The sequence below is a fragment of the Acinetobacter sp. QJM3NY_42 genome (assembly GCF_056173745.1).
Genome location: NZ_CM149689.1, coordinates 2290103 through 2311705 on the forward strand (window position 1 = coordinate 2290103; position 21603 = coordinate 2311705).

Genomic DNA, 21603 nt, shown 5'->3' on the forward strand with positions numbered 1-21603 from the left:
AAGCTACGGGCTAATAAATTACTTTCATTGAATTATTACAGCTATAAGTCACCAATTGTCTGTTTCATGTTCAGTTAATGACTATGCTGCAAAGATATTGCAATTTCATGAAAAAAATACAGGACCAATCAGGTAAAAGTAGCCGGCTATATCAAGAATAGCCACAATCCTTATAGGAAATGCTTAACATGCAAAGGCATAACTATATAAGTTGAATCTGTTACAATAGCGCCCATTTTACAGTTATCCGCATTGGGGGTCTCTTCATGTCTACGCTTGCCACCCTAAAAGAGCTTCTTGCCAAACGCATCCTGATTATTGACGGTGCGATGGGAACCATGATCCAGCGTCATAGGCTTGAGGAAGCAGATTATCGTGGTGAACGTTTTGCAGACTGGGCCCATGACCTGAAGGGTAATAACGACCTGCTGGTATTGACTCAGCCACAAATTATTCAGGACATACATGAAGCTTACCTGGATGCTGGTGCAGATATTATCGAGACCAACAGTTTTAATGGTACCCGCGTTTCCATGTCAGACTACCATATGGAAGATCTGGTACCAGAAATTAATCGTGAAGCTGCACGGCTGGCCAAAGCAGCTTGTGAAAAATATTCAACCCCTGATAAACCGCGCTTTGTGGCCGGTGTACTTGGCCCTACTTCACGTACTTGTTCTATATCACCGGATGTTAATAACCCGGCGTTTCGTAATATTACTTTTGATGCCCTAAAAGAAAACTATATAGAAGCGACTCATGCCCTCATTGAAGGCGGTGCAGATATTATTCTGATTGAAACCGTGTTCGATACCCTGAACTGTAAGGCAGCTATTTTTGCGGTAAAGGAAGTCTTTAAAGAATTAGGTTATGAATTACCCTTAATGATTTCCGGCACGATCACAGATGCTTCCGGACGTACGCTGACCGGACAAACTGCTGAAGCCTTCTGGAATTCGGTGCGCCACGGCGATCTGCTTTCAATCGGATTTAACTGTGCCTTGGGTGCAGATGCCATGCGCCCACATGTTAAAACAGTGGCTGATGTTGCTGATGTATTTGTTTCTGCCCATCCGAATGCCGGTTTGCCCAATGCTTTTGGCGGTTATGATGAAACACCGGAAGAAACTGCTGCATTTCTGAAAGAGTTTGCAGAAAGTGGCTTAATCAATATTACTGGTGGCTGCTGTGGTACGACTCCGGACCATATACGAGCCATTTATAATGCTGTAAAAGATATCGCTCCCCGCCAGATTCCCCAGATTAAACCAGCCTGCCGACTGAGTGGTCTGGAGCCATTTAATATTTACGATGAATCACTATTTGTAAACGTAGGTGAACGAACCAACGTAACCGGTTCAAAGAAATTTGCACGTCTGATCCGTGAAGAGAATTATGCAGAAGCATTGGATGTTGCCCGTCAACAGGTCGAAGGCGGTGCCCAGATCATCGATATCAATATGGACGAAGGGATGCTTGATTCGCAAAATGCGATGGTGACATTCCTGAACCTGATTGCTTCTGAGCCTGATATTTCCCGTGTACCGATCATGATTGACTCATCAAAATGGGAAATTATCGAGGCAGGACTGAAATGTGTACAAGGTAAAGCCGTAGTAAACTCAATCTCGCTGAAAGAAGGTTATGATGAGTTTGTAGAGAAAGCACGTTTATGCCGTCAGTATGGTGCGGCTGTCATTGTTATGGCTTTTGATGAAAAAGGTCAGGCCGATACGGTTGAGCGCAAGAAAGAAATCTGTAAACGATCTTATGATGTGCTGGTCAATGAAGTTGGCTTTCCTTCTGAAGATATTATTTTTGACCCGAATGTCTTTGCGGTAGCGACAGGTATTGAAGAACACAACAACTATGGTGTGGACTTTATTGAGGCTACTGGGTGGATCAAGCAGAACCTGCCAAATGCCATGATCTCGGGCGGTATTTCTAACGTTTCTTTCTCGTTCCGCGGTAATGAGCCGGTACGTGAAGCAATCCATGCGGTTTTTCTTTATTACGCCATCAAGCAGGGCTTGACCATGGGAATTGTAAATGCCGGGCAGCTGGCAATTTATGATGACATTCCGGCTGAGCTGAAAGACGCGGTTGAAGACGTAGTAATGAACCGCAATCAGGGAGAAAGCGGACAGGAAGCCACTGAAAAGTTACTGAGTATTGCTGAGAAATATCGTGGTCAGGGCGGAACCCAACGTGAAGCTGAAAATCTGGAATGGCGCAACGAACCGGTAGAAAAACGTCTTGAGTATGCGTTAGTGAAAGGTATTACTGCCTTTATTAATGAAGATACCGAAGAAGCACGGCTAAAGTCTGCCCGTCCGCTGGATGTTATTGAAGGCCCGCTTATGGCCGGAATGAATGTCGTAGGCGACCTGTTTGGTTCAGGCAAGATGTTCTTGCCACAGGTTGTAAAATCGGCTCGGGTTATGAAACAGGCTGTAGCCTGGCTTAACCCGTATATTGAAGCTGAAAAAACTGCTGGTGAAGCCAAAGGGAAAATCCTGATGGCAACAGTCAAAGGTGACGTACATGATATTGGCAAGAATATTGTCGGTGTAGTACTTGGCTGTAACGGTTATGACATTGTAGATTTAGGCGTAATGGTGCCGGCAGAGAAAATTCTGCAAACTGCAATTGATGAAAAAGTTGATATTATCGGGCTGTCCGGCCTGATTACGCCAAGTCTGGATGAAATGGTCTTTGTAGCTAAAGAGATGCAGCGTAAAGGCTTTAAAATTCCTTTAATGATTGGCGGGGCAACTACATCAAAAGCCCATACTGCTGTAAAAATTGATCCGCAATATTCAAATGATGCCGTCATTTATGTTGCCGATGCATCACGTGCGGTAGGGGTCGCCACCTCCCTGCTCTCGCCGGAAATGAAGCCTGCTTTTGTACAGGGTCACCGTGATGAATATGTTAAGGTACGCGAGCGCCTGGCGAACAAGCAGCCAAAAGCAGCTAAACTGTCTTATGCCGAGTCGGTTAAGCACGGTTTCAAGATCGCTCCAGACTACGTACCACCACAGCCAAATTTTATCGGTGTTCAAACCATTACCCAGTATCCGCTAGAAACACTGGTTGAGTATTTTGACTGGACTCCATTCTTTATTTCATGGAGCCTGGCAGGCAAATTCCCGAAAATTCTGGAAGATGAAGTAGTCGGTGAAGCAGCAACTGATTTGTATCAGCAGGCACAGATTATGCTTAAAGATATTATTGAGAATAAACGTTTTGATGCCCGGGCCGTATTTGGTTTATACCCTGCTAAACGTACGGCTGCCGATACTGTCACGGTATACGATGAACAAGGTGCTGCGACACATCATTTTGAGCATTTACGCCAGCAGTCAGACAAAGTTACCGGTAAGCCAAATTTATCTCTGGCAGATTTTATTGTCACCGAAGAGAACCAGGCGCAGGACTATCTGGGAGGGTTTACAGTTTCAATTTTTGGTGCTGAAGAACTTGCCAATGAATACAAAGCAAAAGGTGATGACTATAGTGCTATTCTGGTTCAGTCTTTGGGTGACCGTTTTGCCGAAGCTTTTGCCGAGCATCTGCATGAACGTATCCGTAAAGAGTTCTGGGGCTATCAGGCCAGTGAACAGCTAAGCAATGAGGAACTGATTAAAGAGAAATATATCGGTATTCGTCCGGCACCGGGTTACCCGGCCTGTCCTGAGCATTCTGAAAAAGCGGTTCTATTCGACTGGCTGGGTTCTACTGACAAGATTGGTACACAGCTCACTTCCAGCTTTGCAATGTGGCCCCCTTCATCGGTGAGCGGCTTCTATTATGCTCATCCCGAATCTCAGTATTTCAATGTTGGCAAGATTTCTCTGGATCAGTTAGAAGATTATGCAAAACGTAAAGGCTGGACGCTGGATGAGGCCAAACGCTGGCTAGCACCAAATCTGGATGATTCAATTGTCTAAGTAAATATCCGGTTTAAAAAATCCCCTCTATTGAGGGGATTTTTATTTTAAACTCTTTTCTTGTACTAGCTTGCTTTAAACTTTACCAGCAGAGTTATATCATTCAAAATTAAAGATATTTTCAATATAAAACACAAGTACTTTTCATTTTTTCTTTCCGTATTTTAAAATACTTATAGAGTCAGATATTAATCTTCAAATACTTTTGCCTGGTTAATCAGTCTTAAAAATATAGTGCTGTCTTGAATCTGGTTTGCACTGAGTAAAGCCAGCTTGACCAGAAACAGCTCACGTTTTTCTGCATCCAGATGATCAATACTTTCTGCCAGATGGTCATATACCTGTTCTAGGTCTTCAATCCGAATATTACTCATGCTGCTACTCCTTTTGTTAGCTGACAAAACTGCTCAAAAGTTTGGGTAATGGCAGAGTTCCTATAATGCAGCCAGCGGCCATGAATATGATGATCAGGGCGTATCAGGTAAATTGAACCACTTTGTGCAAAAAAATGTTCTGCTGCAAGTTCTGCAGTGATCTTTAAAGTCATCTCTGCGTTATGTACTGTCTGGCCATCCAGCGCAAGTGCAATAATCTGCACAGGAATAGCACAGGCTTGTAATGCTTTAATTTCAGTATAAAGACCGGCAGGAAGTTCGCCCTGCTCTGTGAAAACCAGAACGTTGAACTTACCATCGATCCGGTCATACAAAAATGAACCATCTACAGTTTTAACATTAGGAATCAAGGCACCATTTTCAGTCATTTCCTTCATGCTGGCATTGTCATCATTTTGACTGTTCAAAGGTGAATAGCTATAGGCATGTGGCCGTGATGTACGCCAATGATAGAGTGGACGTACAAATTCGTGTTCTAGCGATAAAGACAGTACTGCGTTACGTAGCAAGCGGTAGCCTTGGGTGGGTGGTGCCATAAAGCGGGTAGATTTCCCGGCCTCAGCAATAATCTCCCGCACTGCTCCAACCCGGTCGAAGGTATAACTTTCTAAAAGCTCGCGGGATGCCCAGCCTTGAATTACACCGGCCAGTTTCCATGACAGATCTTTGGCATCCTGAAAGCCGGTATTGGCACCGCGCACGCCAAAAATTGGTAACAGATGCGCAGCATCACCAACAAATATAATGCGGTTATGCACATAATTGTCGAGTGTTAACGCACGTGCCGAATAGACTGTACTCCAGTCCATTTCCCACTGTAAATGTTCCTGTCCAATCATTTTGAGCTGGTCATTGACAGCCTTGCTCAGATTTTCCGGTTTGAGTGCTTCTTCCGGACTGATACTTGGATCAAGCTGATAGTCAAAACGCCAGATATGATCTGGTTCGCGGTGCATGAGAATGGTATTGCCCGGGTTCCAGTCCGGTGAGAAAAAGGCCAGACGTTCGGTCGGATAGTCCAGCTTGATGCGAATATCCGCAATAACAAAGCGGCCTTCATAACTGGCGCCTTGCATCCGCAGCTTCATCTGTTCGCGTAATGCAGAGCGTCCTCCATCGGCTGCAACCACCCAGCTACTTTCATGCTGATATTCACCTTCTGGGGTATGGATGGTTAAAGTGACTGTTTCATCATTCTGTTCATGTGCAATGACCTTATTACCCCAGCGAATCTCAATATTATCCTGCTCATGTATGGTCTCAAGCAAGTAACTTTCCAGCCAGTTCTGCTGCAGATTATTTAATGGCGCGAACTGATCATGTGGGTCAGATGGTGAAGCCATGCGAAAGACAACCTGTCCTTTATAAATAGAGTTGCCATGTGTCCACGGTAGAGCTTTTTGCATGATACGTTGGGCAGCGCCAGCAGACTGTAAGATTTCCATAGAGCGCTTGGTGTATACCAGTGCCCGGCTGCCTTCAGATAACTGCTGTTCAGCAGACAGCAGAACGACCCGTATACCTTGTCTGGCTAGCAGTAATGCTGTTGCCATACCAATTGGTCCTGCTCCCACAATAGTCACTGTACCTGTTTGGGCCACAGTCTTTTGCGGACGATGAAAGTAGGGATAAACCTGATAAGGATAATAGAGTGACTTTCTTAGCTGCGTTTCGGGGAAATGCATATTTGACTCCTTGTCATGTTTTTTAACGCAGCATTGCTCAAACTGCGTGCTTTCTTCTAATAGTTTCTGCTTTTTATTCCTATAGCATTTTTATGCGATTTATAGCATCTTCAAGAGCTCAATAAATTACGACAAACATAATTAAATTACTTTTACCGTAAAATATAATTTTTAGTATGCTAAGTTTTAGAGTAAAAATCAAGTATTTTAAAAGTCAATCAAGGTTACTATTAAAATCTATAAAAATATATATTTATCATAAATTTAATATATTATTTTTTTAAATTTTAACAATCAAAATCTGTTTTTATTGGTTGATTTTTCATTTATACAAAAGAGCAAATCATATAAGTATTATTTGATGACCGATATAAATAAGTCTTTCAGGTCATATGATTTCCCATAAAAATAGCTGATATTCAGATTCCTTGCTCATTCTCCCGTTAATTTTATATTGAACTGCCCGCCCTCATTTTAATTTCCAAAAATAATATGGCATTTTCAGAACTGAACAATCCAGTTTGTCAGACAGTAAAATTGACCAGGCATAGAGTAGACATCTAGTCCAAAAATTTATGGTTTAGATCAATAAAATATAAAAAGCCTCCCATAGGAGGCTATATAGCTTGCTATTATTTATGCCAGATAAATGGCGACTGATTCTGTTCTGCCTCATGATCTGCACCTAATGGCATGCCGGTACGGTCCTTGAGTAAACAGATGGCTATAAGGGCAAAACTCGCCATCATCATTAAGTAAACAGTTACCAATGTGGTCGAATTCGAAACACTAATGAGCCAGGCTGCAATCAGGGGTGCGAATGCGCCGCCGATGATAGAACCAAGTGCATAAGTAATTGAGATTCCCGAAAAACGAATCGAGGCAGGGAATAATTCGGTATAAACAATTGCATTGATACCATGGGTAAAGCCAACACCCATTGACAGCAAAAACAGGGCAATAGCAATACCAGAGTAGGTTGCTGTATCGACCAGAGGGAATACTACAAAAGCCGCACCCAGCTGTAGTAATGCCCCTAGAATATACATTTTCTTACGCCCAAATCGGTCAGACAGGCTGGCAGAAATCCAAGTAAATGCAGCCCACACAATCGCAGATAACGTTACGAGCGTTAAAATAGTCGAGCGTTCCAGTGCAATCGGTCCGGCCGGGTTCGTTGTATAATTCTGGATGAAGCCCCCAGTCGTCATGTAACCCAGTGCGGTTGTTCCAGCACATAGTAGTGCCGCAAGCAGTACTGAAAGCTTATGATGCTTAAACAGGGTTTTAATCGGATGTGGATTGGCAGACTTACGTTGCTTGATTTCTTCAAATACTGGACTTTCACCAATAGAACGACGTATCCAGTGGCCAATCAGCAGTAGCAACAAGCTAAGCAGAAATGGAATGCGCCAGCCCCACTCAACAAAGGCATCCCCTGGTGAGACCCAAGCTGTCATAATCACTAATACCAGAGAAGCCAGCAATAGCCCGAATGGAATACCTAGCTGCGGAAATGAACCAAAACGCCCGCGCTTATTTTCTGGTGCATGCTCAACAGCCATCAATACCGCTCCGCCCCATTCTCCACCAGCTGAAATTCCTTGTAGAATCCGCAAGATGATCAGGATAATAGGGGCTGCAATACCGATTGAGGCATAGGTAGGCAGCAGACCGATCAATGCTGTAGCGCCACCCATCAATATAAGGGTAATTACCAGCATGGCACGACGCCCGAGTTTATCCCCATAATGGCCGGCAATAAATGCACCTAAAGGACGAAATAAAAAGCTGATTCCAATAGAGGCAAATACCAGCAAATTGGCAACCACTGGTCCGGCAGGTGCAAAGAATAGCTGGTTAAAGACCAGGCCTGCCACTGCGGCATAAATAAAATAGTCATACCACTCGATTGTGGTTCCAATAATAGTGGCATAGGCAACTTTTTTGTCAGCCTGTGTATGAACCTGTTGAGGTATAGCACTGACATCCGTCAGCGCTACAGATTTAATCTGATCCATTTTAGTTTTCCTTTTATCATTTTCCCTGGATTTGTTGTTATTACCATTTAAAGCTTGAGTTTGAGTTTTCCTTTTCCTCGTGAACAGCAACTGATTACCGATTTCATTCCGTCACGCTCGGCTCGGGTCAACACCTTGTCGCGATGATCAATTTCACCTTCTTCAACCGGAAGCTGACAGCTTCCACATAAACCCTCGGTACAGTCAAAGCTGACATCAATTCCTTTGTCCAGCAAACAGTCCAATAAGGTCTGATCCCGGGCTACTGTCAGCGTTAAACCGCTATCCAGCAGTTCAACTTCAAAGTCGGTATCATTTTCATATAAAAAGAGGTTCTTCCCTGAACCAAAATGCTCGACCGTGAGCTGAACCTGTGACAAGTCTTCGGTATAGTTGGTCAAGGTATCAAGTAATGCTTCCGGACCACAGGCACAAACCTGTGTACCGGCAGGCAGCGCTGACAAGAGCTGTTGCAGGTCTATCCGTTTACCTTCAGAAGAAATATAGAGTTCGGCAGCACTACCATGCGCAGCAACTTCCTTAAGTAATGCCATACTAGCCCGCTGGCGTGAAAGATAAATTAGCCGGTAAGGGCGCCCCTGTTCACGTAAGCTGCTGGCCATGCTCAGAATAGGAGTAATACCTATCCCCCCTGCGATCAGCACATACTGGCTCGCCTGTAAATTTAATTTAAAAAAGTTTTTAGGTCCCTTAATGTAGATCTGTTCTCCTGCTTTTAAATACTGATGAATCCATTGTGAACCACCCCGGCTTTCCTGCTCTCTCTTTACAGCAATCGTATAAAATTGATCAGTCGCTAAACCGCATAGAGAGTACTTACGGCTCAGGCCATTAGGCAATACCAGTTCAATATGTGAACCGGCACTCCAGCGTGGTAATTCTTCACCGTGTATAGCAGCCAGCTCAATACGTATAATATCTTCTGCTTCAGGATAAACTGCCTGGACACGTACCGGGCGGGTCATGGCCTTGAGATCAGGCGCTCCAATAGGAAAACTGGTAATTTGTCTGGCAGTTTGTTCTGGCTGGGCATGCCACTCAGCCCACAAGGCCTCTGGTCCTCTGAACGAGGTATTGGCCAGATAGGTAAATTCCTGCTCGCAGAGTTTCAGGTCTGGTATACGGCGTGACAGTTCTTCAATGAAAATACACATTTCCATACGGCCGATATTCTTACCCATACACTGGTGTGCACCATAACCGAATGTCAGATGCTCAATAGCATTATCACGATAAATATCCAGCTCATCGGCATTTTCAAAATGCAATTCATCATGATTAGCAGAAGCCGACACCAAAAACAATTTATCGCCTTTCTTAAACTTGACTCCACTGACTTCACTCTCGGTAGTGACCTGTCTGCGCCAGGCCACTACAGAACCTGAATGCCGTAAACACTCCTCGACTGCACCCGGAATCAGCTGTGGATTATCACAGATTTTTTTCCACACTTTCCGGTCAGCTAAAAGTAGTTTTAATGCATTGGCAGAGGCTAGTGCGGTAGTTTCATGGGCGGCAACCATAATAGCCATCATCATTGAATGCAGATAATTGTCTGTCACCACCTCTGGCATTACACGATTTTTAGCAATCATGTCATACATCCAGCCTTTACCTTCTGGATGATTTTTCATTTTCTCCAGCACACGGCCAGAGTATTCCCAGAATTGTCCTACTCCCTCGGCAACCTCCAACTGCTGTTCTAATGTTGGTCTTCCCCAGGTATTAACGGTATGAGCAACTGCAAATTTACGTAGTTCCTGCATGTCATCTTCAGGTACGCCCAAAAAGTGTAACGCTACCATTAAGGGTATTTCCCATAGCATTTCCTGTACCAGATCTGCCCGCCCCTTATAAATAAATCCGTCGACTTTCTTCCTGACTAGTTCTCTAACGAAATGTTGGTGCTCTTCAAGATTCTGTGGTGTAAAAGCATCCATTAAAGCACGACGCCGTTCCATGTGTACCGGTTCATCTTCATTTACCAGTGTACGATTCATACTATAATTATATTTTTCGAGAATTTTTAATGCTTCAGGGCAAGAGGGTGTCAGTTTCTCGAGTGCATTACATGCAGAAAAGGTAATAGGATCACGAAAAATTGCTTTGACATCTTCATAACGGGTCACAATCCAGTAACCCATCGCTTCAGAGAAAAAAATCGGGAGTTGTGCACGAAACTCCTTCAGAGCCAATGCAGGGTCTTGCTGATATGGCACTGCAAACATGTCAAAGTTTTTACCCTTCTGTTGTAACTCGGCATGAAAAGGGCATTGCCCATGCATAGGTACTTTTACGTTCATCCTGAACTTCCTGTTCTATTATCGTACATTATGTTCTAATATAGTAAAAGAATAAATAATGAGCAGACATGTTGTCAATTGGCTAAAATATCTTTTTGCAATTGTTTACTATTTAAGACAGACCCAAATCCGGGTTGACCAAGCGGAGTAGAAAAAGAATTGGAGACCTTACAGACGCTGGAACGGGGCATTCATGCATTAGAACTGATTGCCAGACATCAAGGCCAGTTGACCGTAGCGCAGCTGGCTGAACTATTAGAGATTAACCGGACTATTGCCTACCGTATTACCCGGACCTTAACTCATTTAGGTTATATTAAAACCAATGAAAATCTGGGGTTGGAGCTCAGCAGCAAGATTCAGGATTTATATCACTGCTATGAAATGACGATTCCATCTAATAGCCAGCAGATTCTGAATAGTCTGTCTAATCGGACTCAAGCCAGTGCATCGCTAGTAATTGCTGAAGGATCAGACTGTGTAGTAGTTAAAACCGCATCGACTGGTTCTTCTTATTTACGTATTAATTATCAGCTGGGTTCACGGCATCCGATTGGTACAGCTGCAGCTGGTATTGCAATTGCTACAACCTATCCGCCTCAACCGGAGGAAAAAGAAGAAATCAGGTTAGCCCGCCAGCTTGGTTATGGTTATTCTGAAGGTCGGCTGCAATCTGGAGCCGTAGGCCTGTTTATGCCAATTCCAGAGCGGCATATGGCTATTGGAATTGTCAGTATTGGAGAAGTTAATAAAGAAGCCGTTTTAGAGGCCTTAAATGATGCGGTACGGGCTTTAAACTAAGCCCCCCTGTTCAAGCATAGTATTATCTTTATTTATTTTACCCAGAAGCTGGCTTAAAGAATATTTTAATAATTTTCGTTAGCAGGCTAAAGTTAAAAATAAAGATGCTATGCTCACAGTGTTCGACTTAATAGAAAAGTAAACTAAAATTACTCTTGGCCCATGGAGCTGGCATATAAAATTTTGTTAACTATGCTTTAAAAAAGATTGATTAATCATCTAATTAACATTTTATTACAATCAGTTAAATTTAATATATTTTATGGAATTCAATGCATGGAAGCACATTCAGGTTTAAGTGCGCAGGATAAACGTACCCTTGGATTATCATCCTTGGGGGGCGCACTCGAATTTTATGATTTTGTCATTTATGTTTTTTACGCCAAAATTATTTCAGAGCTATTCTTTCCAATTGGTCTGAGTCCTTTTTGGGCTATGCTGAATACTTATGGAATTTTTGCAGCCGGTTATTTTTTCAGGCCCTTAGGGGGCGTAGTTATGGCTCATTTTGGCGATCTGGTAGGACGCAAACGTCTCTTTAGTTTATCTATCTTGCTGATGGCATTGCCGACTTTAGTCATTGGCCTGATGCCTACTTTTGAAAGTATTGGCTATGCTGCCCCTTTATTATTACTTCTAATGCGGGTAGTACAAGGTATTGCAATTGGTGGAGAAATACCGGCTGCCTGGACTTTTGTATCAGAACATGTGCCCGAGAAAAAGATTGGCTTTGCTAATGGCCTGTTAACCGCCGGACTTTCACTGGGAATTCTACTTGGTGCCCTGATGTCACTGTTTATTTCCCTTAAATTTAGTGAAACGCAGATTCATGACTGGGCATGGCGCATTCCATTTATTATTGGTGGTGTATTTGGACTGGTTGCTTTATATCTGCGGTCTTACTTGAAAGAGACACCCATTTTTAAAGCCATGCAGGCACGTAAAGAACTGTCTAAAGAGTTACCGATCAAGCAGATACTCGCTCGCCACAAAACAGCAGTTGTTATTGGCATGATGTTTACCTGGTTTTTAACTGGTTGTGTAGTGGTACTGATTTTAGCAATGCCTAACTTGCTTACCGGCGCTTTCGGTATTGAACGCTCAGATGCCTTTACCATGCAGAGTGCTGCTATTGTCATGCAGATGGCAGGCTGTATTCTGGCGGGACTTTTGGCTGACCGTTTTGGTGCCGGAAAAGTTATTCTGATCGGTTCATTCTGCGTCGCTGCGATTGCAGGAATTTTTTATACCAGTCTGGGTCATGTGTCACAGTCAACCATTTTTATATTGTATATGCTGCTCGGGCTGTTCTCAGGTACGGTCGGTATGGTGTCTTACAGCATGGTCAGAATGTTCCCTGCCCAGATTCGTTTTTCGGGAATTTCATTTTCTTATAATGTCGCTTATGCAATTGCGGGTGGTCTGACCCTACCATTGGTACAGTGGCTGAGCCTCTACAGTAAAATTGGTGCAATGTACTATATTTGGGTGGTGTGTCTGGTGGCATTTTTTACTGCCATAATTTACAGATCAAAATTTGAATAAGTCTGTTGTCCCTCATTCTTTTTAAGTTAAATGAATGAGGGACAAGCACCCCTAGGTCTGCAAGTTCTTTCTGAGCTCATCTTCTACAATTTCTATTTCGATATCGCTAAACTTGCGGATTTCACCTTCAGCATGTTTCTCCAGCATTCCACCGATTAATGGCACTTTTACTTTGACCTGCCAGTCTAGTTTTATATGAATCTGCTGGTCATCACCAGTTACACTACGGTCACAACTTGCCTCCAGTGGCAAGTTGGCGCCAAGTGCCACTGTCGAGGTTAGTGCTTCAAGATTGGTAATATCTGTACGTCTCAGGCGAAAAGCATCTTTTAATAATTTTTTGGCAATGTCTGGAATATTGACATCCAGATTATAAGCACGTTTGAGTGTATAAATCCCCTGATCAATCTTGGATTCCAGAATTTCCAGCTTATCCCCCGGAATACGTCTACAGACTTTTTCATGCAGTGAAGTATCGGCACTCAGCCGTTTAAAATCACTCAGAGAAACACCTGGAATAGTGGCATAAACAGTAAAACGATGTGCCATAATTTAATCCTTTCTTTTTTATTGTAGACTCTGTCGCAAAGTGATCCATTCAAATTGCGCTGTTAAACCCTTTTAATTATTAAACAGGGTTAAAATATTATATTAGTTCGATTAAATCCTGATTCTTCAGATCTGTCATTGACTTTAATAATACTGATCTTTCCGACTGATGCCAGAACATACTGTATTTTGTCCGGTACAGGTCATATTTAAAGTATATTGCCGATATTCAATTATGGCATAAAATTCTTCAGCTCCATCGTCAAGCCCGCTTGCAGACCAGACCGTACCTTTAGGAAACTCTACCAGCCATACTGCCTTGTAAAAATCAGAAATTGAATCAAATTGCAGATAACGCTCAGGCTCATTCATGATTTTCTCTGCAACCCGAAAAAATTGCTGTTCCTGAGTTTGAATAAAATCAATCAACATATTACTTCTACTTACGATATTAAATGAATTTGGTACTCATTATATAAACCTTCTTTAAGCTAGACTGCATAATTGTGCTGTTAAAATGATTTAACAGGTGAAGTTTAAAAAGAAGTTATGTAATATTATAACAACTTAATGCCTCTTTCCGGTAAGCCATGAAAAAAGCACTTCTGACCTCTTTTGTTGCAGCAAGTATTTCTTTTGGCTGTTCCAACCAGACGACTGAACCTGAACAAAAGACCTCTGCGGTTAAAACCGACCAAGGCCAGAAAAGCGATCCCAAACTGCAAGCCTGGGTTGGGAAATATGAAGGAATAATCCCCTGCGCTACTTGTATTTCACGTTGTGAAGGCTGTGACAGTATGGGCGTAGACCTTGAACTGCATCCTGATATGAGTTTTAAACTGGTGCGCACCAGCTATAGCACTCAAAGTGCTGCCGAGGTCTACACCGGACATTTTGAATTTTTAGATGGTGATAAACTTAAAATTCAGCTAAATGAAGTAAAAGACCGTAATATTCTGGTATTGGGTGCAGATTATACCGAAATTATAGATACTAAATCCGGCCAGCCCTATGCAGCTTATCCAGATTTTCAGCTGGAAAAGATTAGCAGCTAGACAAGAGTTTAACAGTCAAACAGTACTTAGCTGGCTTGTAGCTGTTTATATTCAATCTGTTTCCATTGCCACCAGCCAAATAAAGCCAGCCCGACAAATCCTGCATATAAACCTGCTGTCAGCAGCAAATCTTTATAGATAAACATTCCAACATAAATAATATCAATCCATACCCAGAGCATCCAGGTAGCAATATATCTACGACTGGTCCAGTATGTAGCAAGCAAACTAAAGGCAGCCAGCTGCGCATCTAGCAATGGAACAGCAGCATCTGTCCAGTATTTTAAAGTCAGTCCGAGTAGCAGCCCTAAAACTGCTGAGAGTAAAAGCTGTAATATTACCAGCTGCCTGGCAATAGATATGATCTTGATTTCATGACTCTGCTGATGATCTGTCCACCAATGGTACAAACCATAAAAATTCATAATTATAAATATTCCCTGTAAAAGGGTTTCTCCGTACAGTTTAAATTCAAAAAACAGGTAAGCATATAAGGTACATGCCACAATATTAAAGCCCCAACAGAGTATATTTCGCTGAATGGTAAGAGCTACTCCTATCACACTCATCAGAACAGCAAAGATTTCTAAGGGGGTCATGGTATTTTTCCTATAGGAAAAGGACTATTTTTATTTAACACGGTAAAATCCGCAAATCATCTGTTTAAGCACAACCAAATAAAAAGCCCGCTACCGGGCTTTTTAAAAGCTCTTAAAGACCGCAGTTATTCATCACGGGTTTTCACATCAAATAATTCAATTTCGAATATCAGGTTCGAATTAGCCGGAATAATTTTGCCCATTTTTCGCTCTCCATAGGCTAAATGTGCGGGAACCAGCAATTTACGTTTTCCACCTACCTTCATACCCATAATACCTTGATCCCAGCCTTTAATGACTCGGCCCGTACCAATCACACATTCAAAGTAATTACCACGATCAATCGATGAGTCAAATTTTGTTCCGTCTTCCAGCCAGCCAGTATAATGGGTGGTAATCAGTGCGCCTTTTACTGCTTCCTTACCAGAGCCCACTTTCAAATCTATAATTTCCAATTCATTGGACATTTAATACACTCTAAATCGTCATATTGCATTTATTATAACTGAAACTTGGTCAGTCTTTTTCCGAGTTCATGATTTTTGAAGACAAGTTGGAATTCAGAATATTTTGAAAGGCTAGAATTTTATCTAGAAACTTAAACGTTTAATCCGCGGGTCCTGACTCAGTTCTTCAACCAATAAATTATGTCGCTGGCGTTTACCACTTATATTCCAGTGCAAAATAATTTCATCGGACTTTAGAACCTGCAATACATGCTTGGCCTTCAAGCCATACTGCTTAAAGAGTTGCTCATAATAATGTGATAATCCCTGCTCATAATGACAAATCATTTTATAGTCACGGATTAAATTGAATTCTTCTACCAGTTTTTCAAGGTAGGTTAACAGGCTTAAGATCACTAGTACCAGTATGGTGCCATACAGGCCTAAAGCAATATAGCCTGCGCCAATTGCCATGCCTAAAGCCGCGACCATCCAGATAGTGGTCGCGGTAGTAATACCCGAAATACGGTTTTCATCTTTAAAAATAACGCCAGCACAGAGAAAACCCAGTCCAGTCAAAATATTTGCAGCAATACGGTCATCACTAACCTCCCCAATTTGCCGAGACAATATGGTAAACAGGCAGGAAGCCATACTGACCATAATCATGGTACGTAGGCCGGCGGTCTTATTTTTATATTCCCGTTCCAGCCCGATGACTGCGCCTATTGCTGCGGCACATAACAAATAATAGAGTTCACTGTCCATAGCGCGAAGAATCTTGCTTTTATATTAAACATGATCTAAACAACAGGTCCTGAATGAGGCAAGCCTTTTTAATAAATTTCCATCATGAATAAAACACTTCTATTACTTGAGTTGTTGCCACTCAATTACAGCTTGTGCATGGTTACCAATTAAGGTCCATTCACCATCCATTACATTGAGCTGTAGTTGCATGGTTCGTTCACACAAGGCTTGTAACGCCTCAGTAGAAGCCTCAGAAATCTGCCATACTTCGACATTATCCAAAGTTTTTATCTTGCTGTTCTTTTTCCACCAGTCCGACACCTGGCTGCCATAGGCTATAATGGCGACCTGCTTGCAGCGTGAACTGGCTTTTTTAACTTTATCTTCATCCGGACAGCCTACCTCAATCCATTTTTCCAATTGCCCCGTTAAGTCCTTTTGCCACAAGGCTGGCTCATTGGTCTCAAACAGGTCTTTGGTAAACTCAAGCTGCTCATCAGCAAACCGAGCAAAAGCAGCAATACGTACCATCAAGCGTTCAATGGTTTCAGATGGATGCAAAGCCAGAGTCAGTTGATGGTCACTGTACTGGTGTGTATCCATATTGGCAATATTCAGGTCTGCCTTATATATTGTTGCTTTTAACGCCATAACGGTATCTTCATCATAAAAGTATAAATGGCGCCAAGCATAGCAAAAAAATAGGTCTATTTATTTTAAGTAATGGCCATCTCAAGGAAAATTTTAAATCTGGCTATTTTCCTCGGCTATATTTAACTGTGCAGCCAAAAGGCTCATCTCAAAATTTTCCCAATTACGATTTTCAGCTGTAATTATCTCTATCCGGTTATCTATCCCTTCTTCACCTGACTTGTAATTCAGCTGTTGCGGATTGAAGTTAAAATAGATCCAGCCCTGATCAGTATTAAAGATCCCTTTGATTCTCAGCCAGTTTTCAGTTGCACAAAACAGATCCAGCAAAGCATAAAAATCAAATTGCCAGCGCTTAGGTAATTTCCAGCCCGCTACACTATAACCTTGTGCAGTTTCTACATAATGATAAGGTAACTTTTTAATTGGTTCTTCACTCAGCAGTGCTGTTTGTAAACGCTGTACTTTAAGCAAAGGCTGTAACTTGCGCTGTATACCCTGATACAGCAAATCAATTTCTGCCAGATCAAGCTGCCCCTGTTCGGCCATTATCCAGTCTTGGCCATAGGCCGCATATTCCTTTTTGAGCTGTTCTAAAGCCTCCCCATCAGCAAAACTCATCAGATCACCATGTGAAACCACTATGATTTGTGCGGCTTTAAGCTGATCCTGATAAAGGTTTTGGCTTACCCACTCCTGTTCGTGTAAACGTGAACCATCCAGCACTGTCACCAGAGCACGAACGGTAAGCGTCTGTTGCCAATGAGGCTCAGTAAGCTGTTCGAGTAACTGGGCCGGATGTCCAAGCCCAGTAGGTTCAATAAATAGCCGGTCTGGCTTGGTTTCAGATAACAGTCTTGAAAGAGCAATCTGCATAGGAAGCTGGCTGCTACAGCATAAACACCCTCCCAGCAGCTCCTTTATTGCGTACCCCTGCTGCTGAGGTAACAGTTGTTGGTCAACTCCGATCTGACCAAATTCGTTCATTAAAATAGCCCAGGTTTCATGCTTTGGTTTCTGCCTCAACAGATGTTGTAACAGTGTGGTTTTTCCTGCACCTAGAAAACCGGAAATAATGTGGGTTGGTATTGCGGCTGGTGTCTGAATCAACTTCACGAAAATTACTCTGCTTAATGAAAATAGTAGACAAGGGATCTCAATTTTATACTGGTGACCTATTCATACCATAGGTTCAGTTTTTACTTGGACTTGCATTGAAATCTGAACATAAACAAATTATTCAGGCTTAATCTTACTCTTATAAAGCTTGCGAAATCTTTTTAATTTAAGTTTTTACTTTTTAACTGCTCTCCGCCATGTATCTATTCAAATAATCCTCTTTCAAATTTATTTTTCTTTACTATATACAGATGGAAAAATAATTTTCAAAAACACCGTACTACTGTTTTAAAATTCTGAACCATTCTATAGCTGTGTTTTGTTGACCAGATTTATGTGATTTTAAGAGTTTTAGGCTCATATTAAATATAAATGATGAACATAATAATTTTTATTTGCTTACATTTAAGATCAATTTTTAATCAATTTAATTTAAATATAGTTTATTTTCTCAAGATATAAGATTTTTACTGGATTTTTATAATAATTTTTAGAAAAATAAAGAAAGAACCTTAAATTAAGCAATTTATTGAATTGTTTAATAAATTTAATTTCTATGATTGTTAAATTTTATTGATTTATAAAAAATATAAGAAATAACCAATCATTGCTATAAAAATATATCACCTCTATTGTGTATTTAGGTTAATTTATTGATCAAATATTAATCTAATTTACATGATTTTATACATTTTAGTATGATTTATTATTTAATTTTTTACATTAAACTTACATTAAATCCTTAATTGTGTTTTGAGTGTAACCGTAAAGTTACGCTTTGTATGAATTATTGCAGGCTCAGAAAAGGGAACATAGCATGACATCCAACCCAGAAGTCCTGAACATATACACTGTTGAGGGATATGTACTGGGTTCTTTATTGTTTACAAATAGAAGGATGCCAATATGAAACTTGTTAAAACATTACTTGCTACTACTCTTGCTCTAACTGCTGCTACCAGCTTTGCTGCAACTGCTAAAGATCAGTCAGCTACTGAAGAAAAAGTGGTTGTTTCAACTCAGGAACAACCAACTGCTGCTGGTACAGAAAGTGCAGCTGCTCAACCTACAACTGCTCAGCCTGCATCTGAAAGTGCTGCTGAAGAAGCTAAAGATTCTGTTGCTCAGCCACAGTAATTTTATGTTTTAGTGACATCATTTTTTTAAAGCTGTATAAAAGTTTTAAAGAAATAGGTCAAGCCTTGCTGCGGCTTGGCCTTTTGCTTTTTAGTACATTATGATTGAAATATATTTATTTAAGTTTAAATAAGAGATATAAAAAATGATCGCCGGAGCGATCATCTGGTAAATATATTGGCTTAACTTGGGGATGTCGTCTTTTTATAAATACTGCAAGAAGGATGATGATGCTCTTGCAGGCGTAGCACCTTACGCTGTTCAGCAGCTTCAAAGCGGCAACGTTTCCAGTCATTGTTCAAATTCAGTGGAGGAACCTGACGTGGTTTACCCTGCTCATCTACGGCAACCATAGTAAAATAACAGCTATTGGTATGGCGCACTGTACGCTTTTGAATATTCTGTGCTTCTACCCGTATGCCAATTTCCATTGAAGTACGGCCTACATGGTTTACGCTGGCCAGAAAAGTCACTAGCTCACCAACATGAATGGGTTCTTTAAAATTTACCTTATCTACAGACAGCGTCACCACATAACTTCCTGAATAGCGGCTGGCACAAGCATATGCCACCTGATCCAGTAGCTTCAGAATCGTTCCTCCGTGGACATTACCTGAAAAGTTAGCCATATCAGGCGTCATCAGGACAGACATTGTAAGTTCAGATTGATCATCTGTAGCAGGAACGACTTGATCTAATGGTGACATTGTCTCTTTGTCTCATCTATAACTGGGATATTTAAGGGACATTATTATATCGCTTTTCACTGAAAAAACATGTTCAAAGCGGCAAATCACCTGTAACAATAAAATAAGTTATTTAAAAACATATTAATAGAAGCTTTAAGGCTTTTAATGAGTACATCCGCCTGAATAGAAAGGCCGGCAGATGCCGGCTTTTGTTTAACTTGCCCGATAAAATGGGGCCTGTGATTTGGGTAAAGATGGCCGGTTACGAATCCGGTCAGCCAGTTTTTCTGCAATCATGATAGTGGTTGCATTCAGATTCCCAGTCATAATTACGGGCATGATAGACGCATCAACTACTCTTAAACCATTTATGCCGTGAACACGGCCCTGACCATCAACTACAGCCATATCATCTTCACCCATTTTACAGCTACAGGAGGGATGATAAGCTGTTTCTGCATGATTACGCACAAATTCATCCAGTTCAGCATCAGATTGTAAGTTTTTACCCGGGCTAATCTCCTCCCCACGATATGCATCTAATGCGGGCTGATGCATAATTTCTCGGGTGATACGGATTGCATCACGAAATTCTCGCCAGTCCTGCTCAGTACTCATGTAATTGAACAGGATACTCGGATGCTCAAATGGGTCTCTGGATTTAAGCTTGATCCGGCCCCGTGAAGGTGAACGCATAGAACCAACATGGGCCTGAAAGCCATGTTCTTTCACCGGATTAGAACCATTATAGTTAATGGCAACCGGCAAGAAATGATACTGGATATTGGGCCATGTAAATTCATCTGAACTGCGAATGAAACCACCTGCCTCAAACTGATTGCTGGCTCCAATACCTTTTCCTAAAAACAGCCACTCGGCACCAATTGCCGGCTGATTATGCCACTTTAACGCAGGATAAAGTGAGACCGGTTTTTTGCATCTGTATTGCAGGTACATTTCCAGATGGTCCTGCAAGTTCTCGCCCACCCCAGGCAAGTCATGTACTACCGGTATATCCATTGACTTCAAAAAAGTACTTTGTCCGATGCCTGAGCGCTGTAAGATTTGCGGTGAAGCAATAGCTCCTGCACACAGTAACACTTCATTTCTAGCATATACCTGATGTAGTTGAGCAGTATTTGCACCTTGAATATATTCAACGCCAATAGCACGTTTGCCCTGAAATAAAATTTTGTTAGTCGTGGCATGAGTCAGGATCGTGAGGTTCGGACGGCCCTTCGCCATATCCAGGTAGCCACGCGCTGTACTGGAACGTCGGCCTTGCGGTGTTACAGTACGATCCATAGGACCAAAACCTTCCTGCTGGTAGCCGTTCAAATCATCAGTACGTGGATAACCAGCCTGTACCCCTGCCTCAACCATAGCATGAAATAACTCATTATTGCCCTGTTTAGGGGTGGCTACAGAAACGGGACCCGAATCTCCATGATAATCATTGCCACCAATATCACGTGTCTCTGCTTTTTTATAGTAGGGCAGACAGTCAGCATAGCTCCAGTCTTCTAAACCTTTAAAGCTGGCCCACTGTTCCAGATCCATGGCATTACCCCGGATATAACACATGCCATTAATAAGTGAAGAGCCACCTAGACCTTTACCGCGGCCACATTCCATACGGCGGTTATTCATATGAGGCTCAGGGTCAGTCTGATAAGCCCAGTTGTAACGACGACCCTGCAAAGGATAAGCCAGAGCAGCCGGCATCTGGGTACGAAAATCCAGACGGTGATCCGGCCCACCTGCCTCTAGCAAAAGGACACTGGTCTGCGCATCTTCAGTTAAGCGTGCTGCCAGTACGTTACCTGCGGAGCCGGCACCGATAATGATGTAGTCATATTCTTTCTGCACAATATCCTCTCCTGA

18 protein-coding genes are annotated in these 21603 nt (G+C 42.0%); 5 read left to right on the forward strand and 13 right to left on the reverse strand.

Annotation, left to right across the window (positions count from 1 at the left end):
• Positions 1 to 266: 266 nt before the first annotated feature.
• Positions 267 to 3953, forward strand: coding sequence for a methionine synthase (gene metH, locus AC0VYT_RS10845; RefSeq protein WP_005019043.1), 3687 nt, complete (start codon positions 267 to 269; stop codon positions 3951 to 3953).
• Positions 3954 to 4141: 188 nt separating this feature from the next.
• Here metH and AC0VYT_RS10850 read toward each other — a convergent pair whose 3' ends face one another.
• From AC0VYT_RS10850 to AC0VYT_RS10865, 4 genes are all read right to left on the reverse strand, one after another.
• A complete protein-coding gene (locus tag AC0VYT_RS10850) occupies positions 4142 to 4327 on the reverse strand; it encodes a hypothetical protein (RefSeq protein WP_005019038.1) in 186 nt (61 codons plus the stop codon).
• Positions 4324 to 6033 (reverse strand): FAD-dependent monooxygenase, encoded by a 1710-nt coding sequence (locus AC0VYT_RS10855; protein ID WP_005019037.1) that lies wholly within the window; start codon positions 6031 to 6033, stop codon positions 4324 to 4326. The genes AC0VYT_RS10850 and AC0VYT_RS10855 overlap by 4 nt, the downstream gene beginning before the upstream one ends.
• A gap of 632 nt (positions 6034 to 6665) precedes the next feature.
• Positions 6666 to 8054, reverse strand: coding sequence for an MFS transporter (locus AC0VYT_RS10860; RefSeq protein ID WP_005019035.1), 1389 nt, complete (start codon positions 8052 to 8054; stop codon positions 6666 to 6668).
• Between the two features lie 47 nt (positions 8055 to 8101).
• Positions 8102 to 10378, reverse strand: coding sequence for a cytochrome P450/oxidoreductase (locus tag AC0VYT_RS10865; protein ID WP_005019032.1), 2277 nt, complete (start codon positions 10376 to 10378; stop codon positions 8102 to 8104).
• A gap of 159 nt (positions 10379 to 10537) precedes the next feature.
• Here AC0VYT_RS10865 and AC0VYT_RS10870 point away from each other — a divergent pair, with 159 nt between their 5' ends.
• Positions 10538 to 11179 carry a helix-turn-helix domain-containing protein gene (locus AC0VYT_RS10870; RefSeq protein WP_005019026.1) on the forward strand — a complete coding sequence of 214 codons (642 nt, stop codon included), beginning with the start codon at positions 10538 to 10540 and terminating at the stop codon, positions 11177 to 11179.
• 276 nt (positions 11180 to 11455) lie between these two features.
• Positions 11456 to 12724 carry an MFS transporter gene (locus AC0VYT_RS10875; protein ID WP_005019024.1) on the forward strand — a complete coding sequence of 423 codons (1269 nt, stop codon included), beginning with the start codon at positions 11456 to 11458 and terminating at the stop codon, positions 12722 to 12724.
• 51 nt (positions 12725 to 12775) lie between these two features.
• Here AC0VYT_RS10875 and AC0VYT_RS10880 read toward each other — a convergent pair whose 3' ends face one another.
• Both AC0VYT_RS10880 and AC0VYT_RS10885 read right to left on the reverse strand, forming a co-directional pair.
• Complete coding sequence (locus tag AC0VYT_RS10880; protein ID WP_005019022.1) at positions 12776 to 13273, reverse strand: DUF2505 family protein; 498 nt, start codon at positions 13271 to 13273, stop codon at positions 12776 to 12778.
• Between the two features lie 144 nt (positions 13274 to 13417).
• Positions 13418 to 13705, reverse strand: a complete 288-nt coding sequence (locus tag AC0VYT_RS10885) for a hypothetical protein (protein WP_005019020.1) — start codon at positions 13703 to 13705, stop codon at positions 13418 to 13420.
• A 158-nt stretch (positions 13706 to 13863) separates the two neighbouring features.
• Between AC0VYT_RS10885 and AC0VYT_RS10890 the strand changes: the two genes are divergently transcribed.
• Positions 13864 to 14328: a copper resistance protein NlpE N-terminal domain-containing protein gene (locus tag AC0VYT_RS10890; RefSeq protein ID WP_005019019.1), complete on the forward strand. Its 465-nt coding sequence runs from the start codon at positions 13864 to 13866 to the stop codon at positions 14326 to 14328.
• A 26-nt stretch (positions 14329 to 14354) separates the two neighbouring features.
• On the opposite strand, the gene pnuC is transcribed toward AC0VYT_RS10890, so the two are convergent.
• From pnuC to AC0VYT_RS10915, 5 genes are all read right to left on the reverse strand, one after another.
• Positions 14355 to 14927 (reverse strand): nicotinamide riboside transporter PnuC, encoded by a 573-nt coding sequence (gene pnuC / locus AC0VYT_RS10895; RefSeq protein WP_005019016.1) that lies wholly within the window; start codon positions 14925 to 14927, stop codon positions 14355 to 14357.
• A 125-nt stretch (positions 14928 to 15052) separates the two neighbouring features.
• A complete protein-coding gene (locus tag AC0VYT_RS10900) occupies positions 15053 to 15394 on the reverse strand; it encodes an FKBP-type peptidyl-prolyl cis-trans isomerase (protein ID WP_005019015.1) in 342 nt (113 codons plus the stop codon).
• A gap of 123 nt (positions 15395 to 15517) precedes the next feature.
• Positions 15518 to 16141 carry an MgtC/SapB family protein gene (locus AC0VYT_RS10905; protein WP_005019007.1) on the reverse strand — a complete coding sequence of 208 codons (624 nt, stop codon included), beginning with the start codon at positions 16139 to 16141 and terminating at the stop codon, positions 15518 to 15520.
• Positions 16142 to 16243: 102 nt separating this feature from the next.
• A complete protein-coding gene (locus AC0VYT_RS10910) occupies positions 16244 to 16774 on the reverse strand; it encodes a YaeQ family protein (RefSeq protein ID WP_005019006.1) in 531 nt (176 codons plus the stop codon).
• Between the two features lie 93 nt (positions 16775 to 16867).
• On the reverse strand, positions 16868 to 17890 hold the full coding sequence (locus tag AC0VYT_RS10915) for a CobW family GTP-binding protein (RefSeq protein WP_005019004.1): 1023 nt from the start codon (positions 17888 to 17890) through the stop codon (positions 16868 to 16870).
• A gap of 909 nt (positions 17891 to 18799) precedes the next feature.
• On the opposite strand from AC0VYT_RS10915, the gene AC0VYT_RS10920 reads away from it, so the two are divergent.
• Positions 18800 to 19030 carry a hypothetical protein gene (locus AC0VYT_RS10920; RefSeq protein ID WP_005019002.1) on the forward strand — a complete coding sequence of 77 codons (231 nt, stop codon included), beginning with the start codon at positions 18800 to 18802 and terminating at the stop codon, positions 19028 to 19030.
• Positions 19031 to 19212: 182 nt separating this feature from the next.
• On the opposite strand, the gene AC0VYT_RS10925 is transcribed toward AC0VYT_RS10920, so the two are convergent.
• Complete coding sequence (locus tag AC0VYT_RS10925) at positions 19213 to 19737, reverse strand: acyl-CoA thioesterase (RefSeq protein ID WP_005018999.1); 525 nt, start codon at positions 19735 to 19737, stop codon at positions 19213 to 19215.
• A 195-nt stretch (positions 19738 to 19932) separates the two neighbouring features.
• The gene (gene betA, locus AC0VYT_RS10930; protein WP_005018996.1) at positions 19933 to 21588 is read right to left on the reverse strand and encodes a choline dehydrogenase; all 1656 of its coding nucleotides are present in this window, start codon (positions 21586 to 21588) and stop codon (positions 19933 to 19935) included.
• Positions 21589 to 21603: the final 15 nt, after the last annotated feature.